17 protein-coding genes are annotated in these 15,750 nt (G+C 73.3%); 4 read left to right on the plus strand and 13 right to left on the minus strand.

The annotated features are described in order from the left end of the window. Nucleotides 1–45: 45 nt before the first annotated feature. From AC1Q49_RS14785 to AC1Q49_RS14840, 12 genes are all read right to left on the minus strand, one after another. Complete coding sequence (locus tag AC1Q49_RS14785; protein WP_492493078.1) at nt 46–936, minus strand: aldo/keto reductase; 891 nt, start codon at nt 934–936, stop codon at nt 46–48. A gap of 65 nt (nt 937–1,001) precedes the next feature. Further along, the gene (locus AC1Q49_RS14790) at nt 1,002–1,799 is read right to left on the minus strand and encodes an enoyl-CoA hydratase/isomerase family protein (RefSeq protein WP_492493080.1); all 798 of its coding nucleotides are present in this window, start codon (nt 1,797–1,799) and stop codon (nt 1,002–1,004) included. Between the two features lie 9 nt (nt 1,800–1,808). Beyond that, nucleotides 1,809–2,966, minus strand: a complete 1,158-nt coding sequence (gene paaE / locus AC1Q49_RS14795) for a 1,2-phenylacetyl-CoA epoxidase subunit PaaE (protein WP_492493082.1) — start codon at nt 2,964–2,966, stop codon at nt 1,809–1,811. Beyond that, the gene (paaD, locus tag AC1Q49_RS14800; protein WP_492493084.1) at nt 2,950–3,447 is read right to left on the minus strand and encodes a 1,2-phenylacetyl-CoA epoxidase subunit PaaD; all 498 of its coding nucleotides are present in this window, start codon (nt 3,445–3,447) and stop codon (nt 2,950–2,952) included. The genes paaE and paaD overlap by 17 nt, the downstream gene beginning before the upstream one ends. After that, nucleotides 3,444–4,277 carry a 1,2-phenylacetyl-CoA epoxidase subunit PaaC gene (gene paaC / locus AC1Q49_RS14805; protein ID WP_492493086.1) on the minus strand — a complete coding sequence of 278 codons (834 nt, stop codon included), beginning with the start codon at nt 4,275–4,277 and terminating at the stop codon, nt 3,444–3,446. The genes paaD and paaC overlap by 4 nt, the downstream gene beginning before the upstream one ends. Further along, complete coding sequence (paaB, locus tag AC1Q49_RS14810; protein ID WP_060960606.1) at nt 4,274–4,579, minus strand: 1,2-phenylacetyl-CoA epoxidase subunit PaaB; 306 nt, start codon at nt 4,577–4,579, stop codon at nt 4,274–4,276. Before paaB ends, paaC begins: the two co-directional genes overlap by 4 nt. Continuing rightward, a complete protein-coding gene (gene paaA / locus AC1Q49_RS14815) occupies nt 4,579–5,541 on the minus strand; it encodes a 1,2-phenylacetyl-CoA epoxidase subunit PaaA (protein WP_492493088.1) in 963 nt (320 codons plus the stop codon). Before paaA ends, paaB begins: the two co-directional genes overlap by 1 nt. A gap of 28 nt (nt 5,542–5,569) precedes the next feature. Then, nucleotides 5,570–6,037 (minus strand): hydroxyphenylacetyl-CoA thioesterase PaaI, encoded by a 468-nt coding sequence (paaI, locus tag AC1Q49_RS14820; protein WP_492493090.1) that lies wholly within the window; start codon nt 6,035–6,037, stop codon nt 5,570–5,572. Further along, the gene (gene paaZ, locus AC1Q49_RS14825) at nt 6,034–8,094 is read right to left on the minus strand and encodes a phenylacetic acid degradation bifunctional protein PaaZ (RefSeq protein WP_492493092.1); all 2,061 of its coding nucleotides are present in this window, start codon (nt 8,092–8,094) and stop codon (nt 6,034–6,036) included. The genes paaI and paaZ overlap by 4 nt, the downstream gene beginning before the upstream one ends. Further along, complete coding sequence (locus tag AC1Q49_RS14830) at nt 8,091–8,969, minus strand: 3-hydroxyacyl-CoA dehydrogenase family protein (protein WP_492493094.1); 879 nt, start codon at nt 8,967–8,969, stop codon at nt 8,091–8,093. The genes paaZ and AC1Q49_RS14830 overlap by 4 nt, the downstream gene beginning before the upstream one ends. Continuing rightward, the gene (locus AC1Q49_RS14835; RefSeq protein ID WP_205283531.1) at nt 8,966–9,733 is read right to left on the minus strand and encodes an enoyl-CoA hydratase/isomerase family protein; all 768 of its coding nucleotides are present in this window, start codon (nt 9,731–9,733) and stop codon (nt 8,966–8,968) included. The genes AC1Q49_RS14830 and AC1Q49_RS14835 overlap by 4 nt, the downstream gene beginning before the upstream one ends. Continuing rightward, a complete protein-coding gene (locus AC1Q49_RS14840) occupies nt 9,730–10,935 on the minus strand; it encodes a thiolase family protein (protein ID WP_191009123.1) in 1,206 nt (401 codons plus the stop codon). The genes AC1Q49_RS14835 and AC1Q49_RS14840 overlap by 4 nt, the downstream gene beginning before the upstream one ends. 166 nt (nt 10,936–11,101) lie before the next feature. On the opposite strand from AC1Q49_RS14840, the gene AC1Q49_RS14845 reads away from it, so the two are divergent. Together AC1Q49_RS14845 and AC1Q49_RS14850 are read left to right on the plus strand one after the other, a co-directional pair. Continuing rightward, nucleotides 11,102–11,761, plus strand: a complete 660-nt coding sequence (locus AC1Q49_RS14845) for a TetR/AcrR family transcriptional regulator (protein WP_492493097.1) — start codon at nt 11,102–11,104, stop codon at nt 11,759–11,761. Beyond that, a complete protein-coding gene (locus AC1Q49_RS14850; protein ID WP_223848747.1) occupies nt 11,758–12,192 on the plus strand; it encodes a PaaI family thioesterase in 435 nt (144 codons plus the stop codon). Before AC1Q49_RS14845 ends, AC1Q49_RS14850 begins: the two co-directional genes overlap by 4 nt. Before the next feature lie 30 nt (nt 12,193–12,222). On the opposite strand, the gene AC1Q49_RS14855 is transcribed toward AC1Q49_RS14850, so the two are convergent. After that, on the minus strand, nt 12,223–13,401 hold the full coding sequence (locus tag AC1Q49_RS14855; RefSeq protein ID WP_492493099.1) for a sensor histidine kinase: 1,179 nt from the start codon (nt 13,399–13,401) through the stop codon (nt 12,223–12,225). A 70-nt stretch (nt 13,402–13,471) separates the two neighbouring features. On the opposite strand from AC1Q49_RS14855, the gene AC1Q49_RS14860 reads away from it, so the two are divergent. Both AC1Q49_RS14860 and AC1Q49_RS14865 read left to right on the plus strand, forming a co-directional pair. After that, complete coding sequence (locus tag AC1Q49_RS14860; RefSeq protein WP_060960614.1) at nt 13,472–14,011, plus strand: YaeQ family protein; 540 nt, start codon at nt 13,472–13,474, stop codon at nt 14,009–14,011. Nucleotides 14,012–14,122: 111 nt separating this feature from the next. Beyond that, nucleotides 14,123–14,833 carry a VIT1/CCC1 transporter family protein gene (locus AC1Q49_RS14865; RefSeq protein WP_492493101.1) on the plus strand — a complete coding sequence of 237 codons (711 nt, stop codon included), beginning with the start codon at nt 14,123–14,125 and terminating at the stop codon, nt 14,831–14,833. The last annotated feature ends 917 nt before the right edge of the window (nt 14,834–15,750 follow it).

Here is a 15,750-nt window from a genome sequence, read left to right on the forward strand (position 1 = left end):
CTCGCCCCCGGTCGTTGAGCGAGCGCAGCGAGTCGAAACGCGGTGTCAGAGCTCGAGTCCCACCGCGGCGGAGCAGCGTGCGAGCTCGTCCGCATCGAGCACGAGGTCGGCTGCGCGCGCCGAGTCGATGATGGATGCCGCGCGTCGCGCCCCCGGAATCGGGACCACGACGGGGCTCAGCGACAGCTCCCACGCGAGCACCACCTGCTGAGGACTGACGCCGTGCGCCTCGCCGATCTCCCGGAAGACGCCGAACCGCTCGCCCACCGAACGCCCGCCCCCGCCGGTGCCGCCGAGCGGGCTCCACGGCAGGAAGGCGATGCCGTGCGCGTCGCAGTACCGCAGCTCGTCGAAGCTGCCCGGATGCCGCGGCGAGAACTCGTTCTGCACGCTGGTCAGGTTGCCCTCGCCGAGAACCTCCCGGGCGATCGCGATCTCCTCGACGCTCGCGTTGGAGATGCCGATCGCGCGGACGAGTCCCTCGTCCTGCAGTGCCTTCAGGTTCTGCATGATCTCGCCGTAGACCATCCAGCGGTCGGGGCGGTGGTACTGGTAGAGGTCGATGACCTCGACCCCGAGGTTGTCCAGGGAGCGCTGCACCGCTGAGCGCAGGTAGGCGAGCGAGCCGTCGCGGCCGAAGTCCTTCTCGGCCGTGCGCGTGATGCCGCCCTTCGTGCCGACGAGGATGCCGCTCGTGTCGCCGTCCCACGAGGCGAGCGCATCGCGGACGATGCGCTCGTTGTGGCCCATCTGATCCCAGGACGGCGCGTAGATGTCGGCCGTGTCGATGAAGGTGACCCCGGCATCCAGTGCCGCGTGCACCGTCGCCACGGCGTCGCCCCGATCGGGCAGGACGTTGTCGTTGTTCATCGAGACGGGCATGGCGCCCAGCCCGATGGCGGAGACGGTGAACGGTCCGATCGTGCGCTGCTGCATGGGGTCCTTCCGGTGGGGTCCGAAGACGTGCGCTTCACACTCTGCCGCACGTCGCCGACACCGGCTCACCGTCCGCGGAACACGGGTGCGCGCCGCTGCTGGAACGCGGCGAAGCCCTCGCGGTAGTCCTCGGTCGTCGACAGGGTCGCCTGCACGCTGCTCTCGGCGTCGAGCGCATCCCAGAAGCCGAGCCGCTCGGTGCGCAGCCGCCACAGGAGCCGCTTGCTCGCGACGAAGGCGGCGGTGGGGCCGGATGCCGCGGCGATCGCCGCCTCGCGGGTGCGAGGGGCCAGCTCGTCCGGGGACATCGACCGCGAGAAGAGACCGCCCGCGACCGCCTCGGCGCCGGTGAGGAGGCGGCCGGTGTAGACGAGGTCGAGGGTGCGGTGCGCCCCCAGCCGTTCGAGGAAGAACGCGTGGCCCCCCGAGTCCAGCGCCGCACCGAGCGCGCCGAAGGGCGACCCGATCTTGGCGTCGTCGGCCACGTACACGACGTCCGTGGCGATCAGCAGGCCGAGGCCCACGCCGAGGCAGGCGCCCTGGGCCGCCGCGAAGGTGGGCGCCGGGAAGTCCGCGATCCGTCGCAGCAGGGGTGCCAGCAGGCCGTCGAGGTAGCCCGGCACGTCGTCGGTGCGCGGATCGACGCGGGAGATGTCCCGCCCCGCGCAGAAGGCTCGGCCCTCGCCCTGCAGCAGCACGGCGCGGGCGCCGTCCGCCTCCGCCCTCCGGTACGCGGCGTCGAGGGCGCGCAGCGCCTCCTCGTCGACGGCGTTGCGGACCGCCGCGTTGCGGAGCGTGATCGTCGCCAGATCGGCGGTGTCTCCGGCATCCGTCTCGATGCGCTCGAACGCGTACTCGATCACGGCTTCCCCTCACACGTCGTAGTCGACGACGACGCGTGCGGTCGTCGGGTGGGACTGGCAGGTGAGCACGTAGCCGCGCTCGATCTCCTCGGGCTCCAGCGCATAGTTCTCGCTCATCTGCACGGAACCCGAGACGAGGCGTGCACGGCAGGTGCCGCAGACCCCGCCCGCGCACGCGAAGGGCACGTCGGGGCGCACCCGCAGCGCGGCCGTCAGGATGCTCTCGTGCGCGTCGACCGGGCTGTCGACGCGCGTCGAGGTGCCGTCCAGCGTGAGGTCGATGCGGTGCACCCGCTCGTCGGGCCGCGCAGCGCGCGGTCGCCCGCCCGCCGTGCCGGGTGTCGTGGCGGGCGCCGTGGCCTCCCCGGTCGTGAAGAGCTCGAAGCGCACGCGGTCCGCGTCGACGCCCAGATCGGCGAGCACGTCACGGCAGAGCTGCACGAGCGCGAACGGGCCGCAGAGGAACCACTCGTCGACCGTCTCGGGGCGGATGAGCGCGGTGAGGATGAGCCGCAGCCGCTCCTCGTCGATGCGTCCGGACAGCACCGGGGCGGCGCGCTGTTCGCGCGAGAGCACGTGGTGCACGGCGATGCGCGCGGGATAGCGGTCCTTGAGGTCGGCCAGCTCGTCGACGAACATCACGTCCGTCGACGAGCGGTTGGTGTACACGAGCGTGAACCGCGACGTCGCCGAGGCGCTCAGCACGGATGCCGCGAGGGACATGATCGGTGTGATCCCGGAGCCCGCCGCGATGCCGACCACGTGGCCGGCGGCGGCATCGGCCCGCGCCGACACGAACGTGCCCTGCGGGCTCATCACGTCGATCTCGTCGCCCGGCCGCAGCGCCGTGTGCGCCCACGTCGAGAAGCGCCCACCGGGATCGCGCTTGATGCCCACGGCGATGGCGCCGCGCACCGGCGGCCGGCAGATCGAGTACGAGCGCCGCACCTCGACGCCGTCGATCGCGGTGCGCAGCGCCACGTACTGCCCGGGGGCGTAGTCGAACGCGTCGGCGAGCTCGTCGGGCACCGCGAACGTGACCTCCACGGCATCCGCCGTCAGCGCGCGCACGTCCGCCACCCGCAGACGGTGGAAGCGGGCGCGGCGGCGGGCGGGCGCGGCGGTGTCGGTGCGCACGGTCGGATCCCCCTCAGAGCGCCTTGACATGGTCGAAGGGTTCCCGGCAGGCGCGGCAGGAGAACAGCGCCGTGCACGAGGTCGAGCCGAACCGCGACACCTCCTGCGTGTCGAGGGAGCCGCAGCGCGGGCAGCGCACCGCGAGGCGCACGCGGACGGGGCCGCCCGACCGCCCCAGGGAGGCCCGTCCGGAGGGCGGTGCGATGCCGGCGGCGACGAGCTTGCGCCGTGCGGCATCGCTCATCCAGTCGGTCGTCCACGCGGGCGACAGCACGGTCTCGACGCTCACCCGGTCGAATCCCGCGTGCGCGAGCGCCCGCACGATGTCGTCGCGGATCGCGTCCATCGCCGGACAGCCCGAGTAGGTGGGCGTGATCGTCACGACGACCCCGCGTTCGTCGACGCGGACGTCCCGGAGCACGCCGAGGTCGTCGATGGTGAGCACGGGCATCTCCGGGTCGCAGACGGCGGCGACCGCGGCGCGCGCCGTCTCGACCGCCGCCGCGGTCACCACGTCGCCCCCGGATGCTGTCGGGCGAGCACCTGCATCTCGGCCAGCACGAACCCCAGCGTGGGGAAGTGCCGTCCGTCGCGCCCGCCCCCGGCGGCGGGGGGAACCCCGGGGACGCTCATCTCCTCCTCGGCGAGCACGCCCGCGACCACGTCGTCGAAGCGTTCCCGCAGAGACGACGGACGCACGGCGATGCCGCCGAGGCGGTCGATGAGCGCGTCGTCGCGGAACAGCTCGTCGACGTAGGGCCACACGTCGGTCAGTCCGCGGAGCAGGCGGCGGCGCGACGTGTCGGTTCCGCCGGCGAGGCGGAGCGTCCACTGCGCGGCGTGATCGCGGTGGTAGTCCACCTCTTTGAGGGCCTTGGCCGCGATCTCGGCCAGCGCCGGCTCCTCGGAGGCCTGCAGGTCGGTGTAGAGCTCGAACAGGTAGACCGAGGCGATCAGCTGGCGGGCGATCGTGCGGGCGAAGTCGCCGTTTTCCTGCTCGAACAGCCACGCGCTGCGGAACTCGGGCTCACCCCGGAAGTAGGCGAGGTCGTCCTCCGACCTGCCGTCGTACGAGCCGGCGAAGCGCAGCAGCGAGCGCGCGTGGCCCAGGAGGTCGAGTGCGATGTTGGCCAGCGCGACGTCTTCCTCCAGCTCCGGGGCGTGCGCGATCCAGCGCGAGAGCTGCTGGGCCAGCACGAGCGCGTCGTCGCCCAGTCGCAGCGCGTACTCTGCGACGTCGGCCGTCGCGGCGCGGCGGCGAGTGCCCCGCAACTCCTCGTCGAGTGCGGCGCGGTCGACCTCGACCGTGCCGTGCGGGCCGTCGTCGGATGTCGGGGTCACAGGTGCGGCACCCCCTCGGATGCCGTGTAGTAGGCGGCGTGGCGGTAGTTCTTGCCCGCCGGGGACTCGAAGAAGGCGCCCTTCGCTCCCGGATCGCTCGTGGTGACGGCATCCGAGGGGACCACCCAGATCGACACGCCCTCGCCCCGTCGCGTGTACAGGTCGCGGGCGTTGCGCACCGCCAGCTCGGCGTCGGGCGCGTGCAGCGATCCGACATGCACGTGGCTCAGGCCGCGGCTCGCGCGGACGAAGACCTCCCACAGCGGCCACGTCTCGTCGGGGGAGCCGCCCGGCGTCGGCATCAGGCGGCCCTGCCCGTCGCGGCGGTCCGCGCCGCCTTCTTGGCCGCGTAGGCCGCGGCCGCTTCGCGCACCCACGCGCCCTCCTCGTGCGCGTCGCGCCGGTTGCGGATGCGCTCGGCGTTGAGGGGGCCGCGCCCCGCGAGCACCTCGTGGAACTCGGTCCAGTCGATCTCGCTCATGATCCAGCGCCCCTGCTCCTCGTCGAAGCGCAGGGCGGAGTCGGGAAGGGTCACCCCCAGCGCCGCGGCCTGTGGGACGAGCATCCCGACGAAGCGTTGGCGCAGCTCGTCGTTGCTGAACCGCTTGATCTTCCACGCCATCGACTGCGCGGAGTTTGGGGAGGCGTCGTCGGGTGGTCCGAACATCATCAGCGCCGGCCAGTACCAGCGGTCGACGCTCTCCTGCGCCATCGCGCGCTGCGCGGGCGTGCCCTGCATGAGGCTCAGGAGGATCTCGAACCCCTGGCGCTGATGGAACGACTCCTCCTTGCAGATGCGCACCATCGCGCGGCCGTACGGTCCGTACGAAGCGCGGCACAGCGGCACCTGGTTGCAGATCGCGGCACCGTCGACGAGCCACCCGATCGCGCCCATGTCGGCCCACGACGGCGCGGGGTAGTTGAAGATCGAGGAGTACTTCGCGCGTCCGTCGATGAGCTGCCGGGTCATCTCGTCGCGCGTGATGCCGAGCGTCTGAGCCGCCGAGTAGAGGTAGAGCCCGTGCCCGGCCTCGTCCTGCACCTTCGCCATCAGGATCGCCTTGCGCTTCAGGCTCGGGGCCCGCGTGATCCAGGCCCCTTCGGGCTGCATGCCGATGATCTCGGAGTGCGCGTGCTGGGAGATCTGCCGGATGAGGGTCCTGCGGTAGGCCTCCGGCATCCAATCGCGCGGTTCGATGCGCTGATCGGCCGCGATGAGCGCATCGAACTCGCCGTGGAGCTCATCCTCGGTCGGTGCCGTCATCGTCGACTCCTTCGGCTGGACGATGGTGTCACTTTACAGACCGATCGTTCAGTAAGTCAAGATCGCCCCCGTCCGCGGGGTCGCCGGCCCCGGGGTCGCCGGCCGGGTGGCGCCGCGTCGTCACCGAACGCCCGCGCATCTCGGCGACGGTGGTGCCGGTCTCATCGACCACCCGGACGTCGTAGAGCCCCGTGCGGCCCGTCCGTGCCCGTCGCACCGCGTGCGCCGTCAGCGTCTGCCCCGCCGTCGTGGGGTGCAGGAACGTGATGTCCGCACCCCCGGCCACGGTCACCCGCTCGTCCTCGTTGCACGCGATGGCGAAGGCGGTGTCGGCGAGGGCGAACACGATCCCCCCGTGCGTGATCGCATGGCCGTTGAGCATGTCGGGGCGGACGCTCATCGACACGACGGCGTCGCCGGGAGCGGAGCGCTCGACCATCATCCCGAGCATCGCGGAGGCCGCGTCGCGGCGCATCATCTCCTCGGCGCCGCTCACGCCGCCCACTCCTTCGCCACGAGCGTCAGCACGTCGTAGGCGGCGACGACCTCATCGCGCTGGTTGTGGATGACCGCATCCCAGCGCACCTCGCCGTAGTCGTCGGTCTCGCGCGGCGTGATCTGCTTCGCCGTGAGGGTCACGCGGATGCGGTCGCCGGGCGAGACCGGCGTGAGCAGGCGCAGGTCGTCCAGCCCGTAGTTGGCGAGCACGGGGCCCGGGTCGGGATCGACGAACAGGCCGGCCGCCCACGACACCAGCAGGTAGCCGTGGGCGACCCGGCCCGGGAAGAACGGGTTCGCCGAGGCCGCCTCCTCGTCCATGTGGGCGTAGAAGGTGTCTCCGGTCAGGTGCGCGAACGCCTCGATGTCGTCGAGGGTCACCTCGCGCGAGGGGGAGGCGATCCGGTCGCCGATGCGCAGCCGCGAGAGGGGTTTGCGGAACGGGTGGACGTCCGAGACGTCGACCTCGGCGCCGGCGTGCCACACGCCCGTCACGGCGGTCAGCATCCGCGGCGAGCCCTGCACCGCCGTGCGCTGCAGGTAGTGGTGCAGGGCGCGGATGCCGCCGAGCTCCTCGCCCCCGCCGGCGCGACCCGGCCCGCCGTGCACCAGATGCGGCACGGGGGCCCCGTGACCCGTGGATGTGCGGGCGTCGTCGCGGTCGAGGAAGAGCACGCGCCCGTTGACGTCGGCGATGCGCGTCAGCAGCGCGGCCGCGACCGCGGGATCATGCGTCGCGACGCTCGTGACGAGAGAGCCGCCGCCGCGGGCGACGAGCGCGCCCGCCTCGTCGAGGTCGCGGTAGCCGATCACGCTCGTGACCGGTCCGAACGCCTCCACCTCGTGCACCGCGGCCCCGGCATCCGCGGCGTCGAACGCGAGCACGATCGGTGCGACGAACGCCCCCTCGGCGGCGGGGGCGACGGTCCCGTCGGCGTGCACGACCGCGGGCTCGTCGACGTCGCCGAGGACCAGGCGCCCGCCGGCCTCGCGCAGCGCCGCGACCTGGCGCAGCACCTCGTCGCGCTGGTCGCGCGAGACGAGCGGTCCCATGGTCACGCCCGGACCGCGGGGGTCGCCGACGACGACGCGCTCGGCGATCCGCGCGGCCAGCGCGTCGATGAGCGCGTTCTCCCGGCCGGCCGGCACGATCGCGCGGCGGATCGCCGTGCACTTCTGGCCGGCCTTGGTCGTGAGCTCGACCAGGAGCTGGCGGACGAACGCGTCGAACTCGGGGGTGCCGGGCGCGGCATCCGGCCCCAGCACGGAGGCGTTGATCGAGTCGGTCTCGCTCGTGAACCGCACGCCCGGCCGCACCTGCGCGCGCAGGCGCGAGGCCGTCGAGGCGCTGCCCGTGAAGCTCACGGTGTCGCCCAGCTCGAGCAGGTCGAACAGCCCGGGGACCGGCCCGCTCACCAGCTGCAGCGTGCCGTCGGGGACGAGCCCGGATGCGACGAGGATGCGCACCCACGCCTCCGCGAGGTAGGCGGTCGGCGTCGCGGGCTTCACGATCGTCGGCATGCCGGCGAGGAACGCGGGGGCGAACTTCTCCAGGGCGCCCCACACGGGGAAGTTGAACGCGTTGATCTGCACGGCGACCCCGGGCAGGCGCGTGAGCACGTGCCGGCCGAGGAACGAGCCGTCCGCCGACAGCGTCTCGACGGGCCCGTCGAGCACCACCCGCGCATTCGGCAGCTCGCGGCGGCCCTTGGAGCCGTAGGTGAACAGCACGCCGATGCCGCCGTCGACGTCGGCCGCCGCGTCGCGCGCCGTGGCGCCCGCGCGCGCCGAGAGTGCGTACAGCTCGTCCTTGCGCGCCGTCAGCGCGATCGCGAACTGCTTCAGCAGGAGGGCGCGCTGGTGGAAGGTCAGGGCGCCGAGCGTGCCCTGTCCGACGCTGCGGGCGTGGGCGACGGCCCCGGCCAGGTCGATGCCGACCGTGCCGACGCGGCACACCTCGGCGCCGGTCGAGGAATCGCGCACCGTCGCCGTCTCGCTGTCGTCGGTCGGCGACCACCAGCCGTCGCGCACGTAGCTGGGCAGGATCTCGGTCATCGGGCGTCGCTCCATTCGTAGAACCCGCGACCGGTCTTGCGGCCGAGGTTGCCCTCGGCGACCAGTCGCCGCAGCAGGGCCGGGGGCGTGAACCGCGGGCCGAATGCCGCCTCGAGCTCCTCGGCGATGCCGAGCCGCACGTCGAGGCCGACGATGTCGGTCGTGCGCAGCGGACCCATCGGATGCCGGTAGCCGAGCTCCATCGCCGCGTCGATGTCGGCGGCGTCGGCCACCCCCTCCTCGAGCATGCGGATGGCCTCCAGTCCCAGGGCGACGCCGAGGCGGCTCGAGGCGAAGCCCGGACTGTCGCGCACCACCACGGGCGTCTTGCCGAGAGCGCGCGTCCAGCCGCGGGCACGCTCGACGAGCCCCGGTGTCGTCGCCGTCCCCGCGACGACCTCGACGAGCGACGACGCGGGCACCGGGTTGAAGAAGTGCAGGCCCAGGAAACGCTCCGGCCGCGTCACCGCGGTCGCGAGCGCGTCGATCGAGATCGACGACGTGTTCGATGCGATCGCGGATGCCGCGCCCACGACCGCGGCGATGCGCGCCAGCGCCGCAGTCTTGACGTCGCGGTCTTCGGGCACCGCCTCCACCACGAGGTCGGCGCCGTCGAACGCGGCCGGGTCGAGGCCGACGCGCACGCGTGCCTCGAGCGCGGACAGCGGCGCCGTCGCGGAGCCGCGCGCCGTCGACTCCGCGAGCATCCGACCGATGCGGCCGCGCGCGGCCTCCGCGCTCGCCTCGTCCCGCTCGACCACGGCGACCCGGCTGCCGGCCAGCACGAAGGCGTGCGCGATCCCGGCGCCCATCCGTCCACCGCCCAGCACGCCCACGCGGGCGGGGGCCGTGGCCTCGGCATCCCGCGCGCTCACCGGCGCGGCTCCGTCCGGTGTGCGCGGTCGCGACGCCGCTCGAGGAACGCGGTCATGCGCGCCGCCTTCTCGGGGCTGTCGAACAGCTCCGCCTGCAGCTCGAGCTCGATCGCGGGGTGGGCCTCGATCGGCGCGCTGAGCGCCTGTTTGGTCAGCTGTGTCGCGCGTGCGCCGTTGGCGGCGATGCGGTCGACGATCGCGTGCGCTGCCGCCAGCAGTTCCGCCCGCTCATGCAGAGCGCTCACGAGTCCCCACGCGAGGGCGGTCTCGCCGTCGATCATCCGACCGGTCAGCAGGAGGTCGCTCGCGCGTGCGTGCCCCACGATCTCGGGCAGGCGCCAGGTCGCGCCGGCGGCGGCGATGATGCCGAGTCCCGTCTCGGGGTTGCCGAACCGTGCCCCCGGCGTGGCGATGCGCACGTCGGCCGCGTAGGCGAGCTCCGCGCCCCCGCCGAGCGCGTAGCCGTCGATCGCGGCGACGACGGGCATCGGCAGCGCGCGGATCCGGCGGAACAGCGTGGAGTTGATGCCGCGGCGGGCATCGGCGGAGGTGCGCTCGCGCAGCTGTGCGATGTCGGCGCCCGAGGCGAACACGCCGCCCGCGCCCGTGAGCAGGAGCGTCTTCGGGTGCGCTTCGAGCAGGGCGCACAGGGCGTGCAGCTCGTCGACCATCGCCTGGTCGATCGCGTTGAGCGTCGCCGGTCGGTCGAGGATCGCCACCACCCGGTCGGGGCGCTCCTCGATGCGCACGCTCGGCTCGGTCATCGGGTGCTCGCCCCGTCGGCGACGCGCTCGACGATCATCGCGGTGCCCTGGCCGACGCCGACGCACATCGTGGCGAGCCCGTAGCGGGACCGCTCCCGCTCGAGCCGTCCCAGCAGGGTGACGACCAGGCGCGCGCCGCTCGATCCCAGCGGATGTCCGAGGGCGATCGCGCCGCCGTCCGCGTTCACCGACTCCGGGCGCAGCCCGAGGCGGCGGATCACGGCCAGTGACTGCGCGGCGAAGGCCTCGTTGAGCTCGACGGCTCCCATGTCGGACACGTCCAGGCCCGCCCGGCGGAGGGCCTTCTCGGATGCCGGGACGGGCCCGAGGCCCATGATCTCGGGCGCCAGCGCCGCCGCCGCGTGCGCCACGATCCGCGCCCGCGGCCGCAGACCGTGACGGGCGACCGCGTCGGCGCTGGCCACCACGATGGCGGCGGCACCGTCGTTGAGCGCGCTGGAGTTTCCCGCGGTGACCACCGCGCCGCCGGTCACGACCGGGCGCAGGGCCGCCAGCGCCTCCGCGGAGGTGTCCCGGCGCGGTCCCTCGTCGGTGTCGACGGCGCCGCCGCGGGTGGGCACCGGCACGATCTCGTCGCGGAATCGTCCCGCGTCGATCGCCGCGATCGCGAGCCGGTGGCTGCGGAGCGCGAATGCGTCGGCATCCGCCCGGGTGATGCCCTCGAGCCGGGCCACCTCCTCCGCCGTCTCGGGCATCGACAGGGTGGCCTTCTCGCGCCGCGCGAGGGCGGGGTTCACGAACCGCCAGCCGATCGAGGTGTCGTGCGTCTCGCCGGGCGCGGCCCACGGACGCGACGGCTTGGCCTGCACCCAGGGCGCGCGGGTCATGGACTCCACGCCGCCGGCGACGATCACGTCGGCCTCGCCGGCGCGGACGGCGTTGGCGGCGATCGCGATGGCCGACATGCCGGAGGCGCACAGTCGGTTCACCGTCAGACCCGGGATCTCGTCGGGCAGCCCCGCGAGCAGCACCGCCATGCGGGCGACGTTCCTGTTGTCTTCGCCCGCCTGGTTCGCCGCCCCGAGCACCACCTCGTCGACCGCGTCGGCCGCGATGCCGGCGCGGTCCACGGCGGCGCGCACCACGAGGGCGGCGAGGTCGTCGGGCCGTACGTCGGCGAGGGCTCCGCCGTGACGGCCGACGGGGGTGCGGATGCCGCCGATCAGGTAGGCCTCGGACATCGTCATCCTCTCGTCCGCCCCCATCGGCGGATCCGCTCATCGGGGTTGATTACCGAATGATCGTTCAGTAATAATGACAGAGGTCCCGACGCCGGGGCAACCCGCCGCCGCCGGATGCGGGGACGCGCGCCGCCGGACCCGATCGGCGCAGTGCCAGACTGGAGCGATGACCGTGCACGCGACCGCGCCGCAGCCGGAGACGGCCACCCCGCCGGCGGCTGCGCGCCGAGGGCGGCCGGGGTACGACCGCGCGCAGGTCGTGGAGATCGCCGTCCAGCTGTTCGACGAGCAGGGCTACGACGCCACGTCGGTCGCCGATCTCGCCGGACGGCTCGGCCTCACCAAATCGGCGCTCTACCACCACGTCGACTCCAAGGAGTCGATCCTGAGCACCGCGCTCGACGACGCGCTGACGGCGCTCGAGTCGGTGCTCGACGAGGCCGCGGCCGCGGACATACCGCCGATGGAAGCCCTGCGCGCCGTCGTGCGCGGGGCGGTGCGGGTGCTCGCCGCCCGGCTCCCCCAGGTGACGCTCCTGCTGCGGGTGCGCGGCAACAGCGACGTCGAGCGCGCGGCGCTGGAGCGCCGCCGCCTGTTCGATCAGCGCGTCACGGCCCTCGTCGAGGACGCGCAGGCCGCCGGCGCCATCGCCGCCGACATCGACGCCGCCGTGGCGACCCGCCTCGTCTTCGGCATGGTCAACTCGCTCACCGAGTGGTACCGGCCGGGCGGTCCCCTCGACCCCGATGCGATCGCCGACGACGTGCTGCGCATCGCCTGGGACGGCCTGCAGCGACGCCCGACCGATGCGGCGGCGACGCGGTGAGCAGCCCCGCCGACCCCTCGGCGCTGCGCGCCGGTCCGTACGAGCCCTGGCGCATCGTCCCGGGTGCCCTCGACGAGAAGCTCGGCATCGTCGTCCTCGAGCAGAGCGTGGCGGCCGTGATCGCCGAGATGCCCGTGGCGGGCAACACGCAGTCGCTCGGGCGCCTGCACGGCGGGGCGAGCGCGGCGCTCGCCGAGGCGGTCGGGTCGTGGGCGGCGCTCGTCTACGCCTCCACGTTCGGCAAGGCGTGCGTCGGTGTCGACCTGAACATCACGCACCACCGCGGCGCGCGCGAGGGCGTCATCCGTGCGACGGCCACCCCGCTGCATCTGGGGCGTCGTTCGACGGCGCATCAGATCGTCGTCACGCACGAGGACGGCGCCCACTTGGCCACCGCCCGCATCACGAACTTCCTCATCGACCCCGAGTGAGCCCCGCGCCGATGCGGCGGGCGAGCGCTCTCACGCCGCCGGCAGCGTCACCCGCACGCGCGCTCCGCCGCGCGCGCCGTCCTCGATCGCGATGCGCCCGCCGTGCGCCTGAACGATGCGCCGGCAGGTCGCGAGTCCCAGCCCCAGCCCCGGCACGTCTCCCGGGTCGCCGCGTTCCATGACCTCGAACACGCGCTCGCGCAGCTCGGGGGCCACGCCCGGTCCGTTGTCGTCGACCGTGATCGTCCACCCGGCCGGGCCCACCTGCGCGTCGAGGTCGACGAGGGGGGAGACCCCGGCGGATGCCGCGAACTTCAGCGCATTGGCGAGGAGGTTCTGCAGCAGCACGGCGAGGAGCGTCGGGTCGCAGACGATCGCGTCGTCGGGCTCGATGCGCACGGTGATCGCGGCGTCGAACGCGGCCACCGCCCGCTCCAGGTCGGCGAGCACGCCCTCCACGATCACACCGAGCGCCGCGGGCTCGCGGTGGGCCTCCGCCCCGCCCACGCGCGCGTACGCCAGCAGTTCGGTGATCATCGTGCCCATGCGGGATGCCGCGGCATCCGCCCGCCCCAGCGCCCGCACCGTCCGTGAGCCGTCGCCGTCGTCCAACCCGTCGAGAGCGAGGTCGAGCTGGCCCATGAGCGCGGTGAGGGGGTTGCGCAGGTCGTGGCTGATCTGGCCGGCGAAGTGCGCGAGCTGATCGTTCGAGCGCTCCAGCTCGTGCGTGAGCCGGCGGAGCTCGAGCACCTCCACGGCCTGCCCGGCGAGGAGGTCCAGCGCGGCGCTCTGCTCCGCCGTCAGGGTGCCGGTCGTGTCGTCGAAGACGCACAGCGTGCCGATCGCGACGCCCGCGGGGGTGATGAGAGGGCTGGAGGCGTAGAAGCGCACGCGACCGCGCTCGCCGGTGACGAACGGGTTCGCCGCGAAGCGCTCGTCCGCGCGCGCGTCGCTGACGAAGACGTGCCGGGCGTCGGGCAGCACGACCGCGCACATCGAGTCCTCGCGATCGCAGATCGCCCCCTCCACCCCCGACGTGGCCACCTGGTACTGGTACCGGTCGTCGATGATGTTGACGGCCGCACCGCTCACGCGGCACAGGGTCGTCGCGAGGCGAGCCAGGCCCTCGAGGTTCGGCTCCGCCGGAGCACCGACGATGCGGTAGTCGGCGATCGCCTCGGTGCGCGCCGCGGCATCCGTGATCGGCATGGGTTCTCTCCTCCTGGCTGCGACCAGGATAACGGCGGCGTCGCGGCGGTCGGCCGCCTAGGCTGGAGGGATGGCGACCGGCGCGGTGATGCATACCTTCGATGTCCAGGTGGCGGATGTCGACCGCGGCGTCTACGAGGAGTTGTCGCTGCGCATGGCGCGGCATCCGTCCGAGACCGACGCCTTCATGGTCACCCGTCTCCTCGCGTACTGCCTCGAGTACGTGGAGGGCATCGCGTTCACCGAGGGCGTGTCGGCCACCGACGAGCCCGCCGTGCTCGTGCGCGACGCCACCGGATCGATCACCGCCTGGATCGAGGTGGGCGCCCCCGACGCCGACCGGCTGCACCGCGGCAGCAAGCTCGCCGACCGCACCGTCGTCTACAGCCACCGCGACCCGGCGAAACTCCTGCCCCTGTGGGCGGGCAAGAAGATCCACCGCGCCGACGCCATCGTGCTGCGCACGTTCGACCCCGGGTTCGTGGATGCCGCGGCCGCCGCCGTCGAGCGGCGCAACGCCGTCACCCTCTCGGTGACCGAGGGCCAGCTGTACCTCGACGTCAACGGGACGAGCCTCTCGTCGGCGCTGCACGAGCATCCGCTCGCCTGACGGCGCGTTTCGACGCGCTGCGCCCGCTCAACGGCCGGGGTGGCGAGTTCGCTTGGGCTTGCCTTGCTGGCGGACCCGCAGCGGTCGGCCTACGGTGACGGTATGAGCGAGATGGACTCCTCCCACCCCGACGAGCCGCACCGCACCGGCATCGCGCAGCGACTCAACTGGCTGCGCGCCGGGGTGCTGGGCGCGAACGACGGCATCGTGTCGACGGCCGCGGTCGTGGTTGGTGTCGCCGGTGCGACGTCGGAGGTCATGCCCGTGCTGCTGGCCGGATCGGCCGCGCTCGTCGGCGGCGCGATCTCGATGGCGCTGGGCGAGTACGTCTCGGTGTCCAGCCAGCGCGACACCGAGCGCGCGCTCATCGAGAAGGAGCGCAAGGAGCTCGCCGACGATCCCGAAGCCGAGTTCGTCGAACTCGTCGGGCTGTACCGGGCGCAGGGACTGAGCGAGGAGACGGCGACGCGCGTCGCGACCGAGCTCACCGAGCGCGATGCGCTGTCAGCGCACCTCTCGGCCGAGCTCAACATCGATCAGGACGACGTCGTCAGCCCCTGGCACGCGGCCCTCGCGTCGGCGATCGCGTTCACCGTCGGCGCCCTCCTGCCGATGGCGACGATCCTGCTGCTGCCGCACCCGGCGCGCCTCATCTGGACCTTCATCGCGGTGCTCGTCGCGCTGGCCGTCACCGGCTACCTCGCCGCCTGGCTCGGCGGGGCCAACCGCGGTCGCGCCATCATGCGCACGGTGATCGGCGGGGCGCTCGCGCTCGGGGCGACCTTCCTCGTCGGCACGCTGTTCGGCACCGCCGTCGGCTGACCTTGCCCCGCGGCATCCCGCTTGACGCAACTGCAAGGCCTGTCAGGCGACACGCCGGCGCGGATGCCGTGGTCCCGGCGTGTTGCGCCGGATCCCTTGCAGTCCGGCCGTGCTGGGCCCGGTCGCCCGCGCCGCCCTCACGCCCGGTCGTTGAGCGAGCGCAGCGAGTCGAAACGCCCCGCCCCGCGGCATCCCCCTGACGCAACTGCAAGGCCTGTCGGGCGACACACCGGCGTGGATGTCGTGGTCCCGGCGTGTCGCGTCGGATCCCTTGCAGTCCGGTCGTGCTGGGCCCGGTCGCCCGCGCCGCCCTCACGCCCGGTCGTTGGGCGAGCGCAGCGGGTCGAAGCGCCCCGCGCCGTGGCATCCCACCGACGCATCTGCAAGGTCTGTCGGGCGACACGCCGGCGCGGATGCCGTGGTCACGGCGTGTTGCGCCGGATCCCTTGCAGTTCGGTCGTGCTGGGCCCGGTCGACCGCGTCGCCCCCACTGCCCGGTCGTTGAGCGAGCGCAGCGAGTCGAAGCGCCCCGCGCCGCGGCATCCCCCCGACGCAACTGCAAGGCCTGTCGGGCGACACACCGGCGTGGATGCCGTGGTCCCGGCGTGTCGCGTCGGATCCCTTGCAGTTCGGTCACGCTGGGCCCGGTCGACCGCGCCCCCACTGCCCGGTCGTTGAGCGAGCGCAGCGAGTCGAAACGCCCCGTCCCGTGGCATCCCCCTGACCCATCTGCAAGGCTTGTCGGGCGACACACCGGCGTGGATGCCGTGGTCACGGCGTGTTGCGTCGGTTCCCTTGCAGTTCGGTCGCGCTGGGCCCGGTCGCCCGTGCCGCCTTCACGCCCGGTCGTTGAGCGAGCGCAGCGAGTCGAAGCGCCCCGCGCCGCGGCATCCCCCTGACGCAACTGCAAGGCCTGT

This window comes from Microbacterium sp. MPR-TSA4, assembly GCF_058792815.1.

Bases quoted from the DNA above. Each gene is read 5' to 3' on its own strand.
- AC1Q49_RS14785 (WP_492493078.1), bottom strand. From the start codon at position 936: ATGCAGCAGCGCACGATCGGACCGTTCACCGTCTCCGCCATCGGGCTG.
- paaE (WP_492493082.1), bottom strand. From the start codon at position 2,966: ATGTCAAGGCGCTCTGAGGGGGATCCGACCGTGCGCACCGACACCGCC.
- paaB (WP_060960606.1), bottom strand. From the start codon at position 4,579: ATGCCGACGCCGGGCGGCTCCCCCGACGAGACGTGGCCGCTGTGGGAG.
- paaA (WP_492493088.1), bottom strand. From the start codon at position 5,541: ATGACGGCACCGACCGAGGATGAGCTCCACGGCGAGTTCGATGCGCTC.
- paaZ (WP_492493092.1), bottom strand. From the start codon at position 8,094: ATGACCGAGATCCTGCCCAGCTACGTGCGCGACGGCTGGTGGTCGCCG.
- AC1Q49_RS14835 (WP_205283531.1), bottom strand. From the start codon at position 9,733: ATGACCGAGCCGAGCGTGCGCATCGAGGAGCGCCCCGACCGGGTGGTG.
- AC1Q49_RS14840 (WP_191009123.1), bottom strand. From the start codon at position 10,935: ATGTCCGAGGCCTACCTGATCGGCGGCATCCGCACCCCCGTCGGCCGT.
- AC1Q49_RS14845 (WP_492493097.1), top strand. From the start codon at position 11,102: ATGACCGTGCACGCGACCGCGCCGCAGCCGGAGACGGCCACCCCGCCG.
- AC1Q49_RS14855 (WP_492493099.1), bottom strand. From the start codon at position 13,401: ATGCCGATCACGGATGCCGCGGCGCGCACCGAGGCGATCGCCGACTAC.
- AC1Q49_RS14860 (WP_060960614.1), top strand. From the start codon at position 13,472: ATGGCGACCGGCGCGGTGATGCATACCTTCGATGTCCAGGTGGCGGAT.
- AC1Q49_RS14865 (WP_492493101.1), top strand. From the start codon at position 14,123: ATGGACTCCTCCCACCCCGACGAGCCGCACCGCACCGGCATCGCGCAG.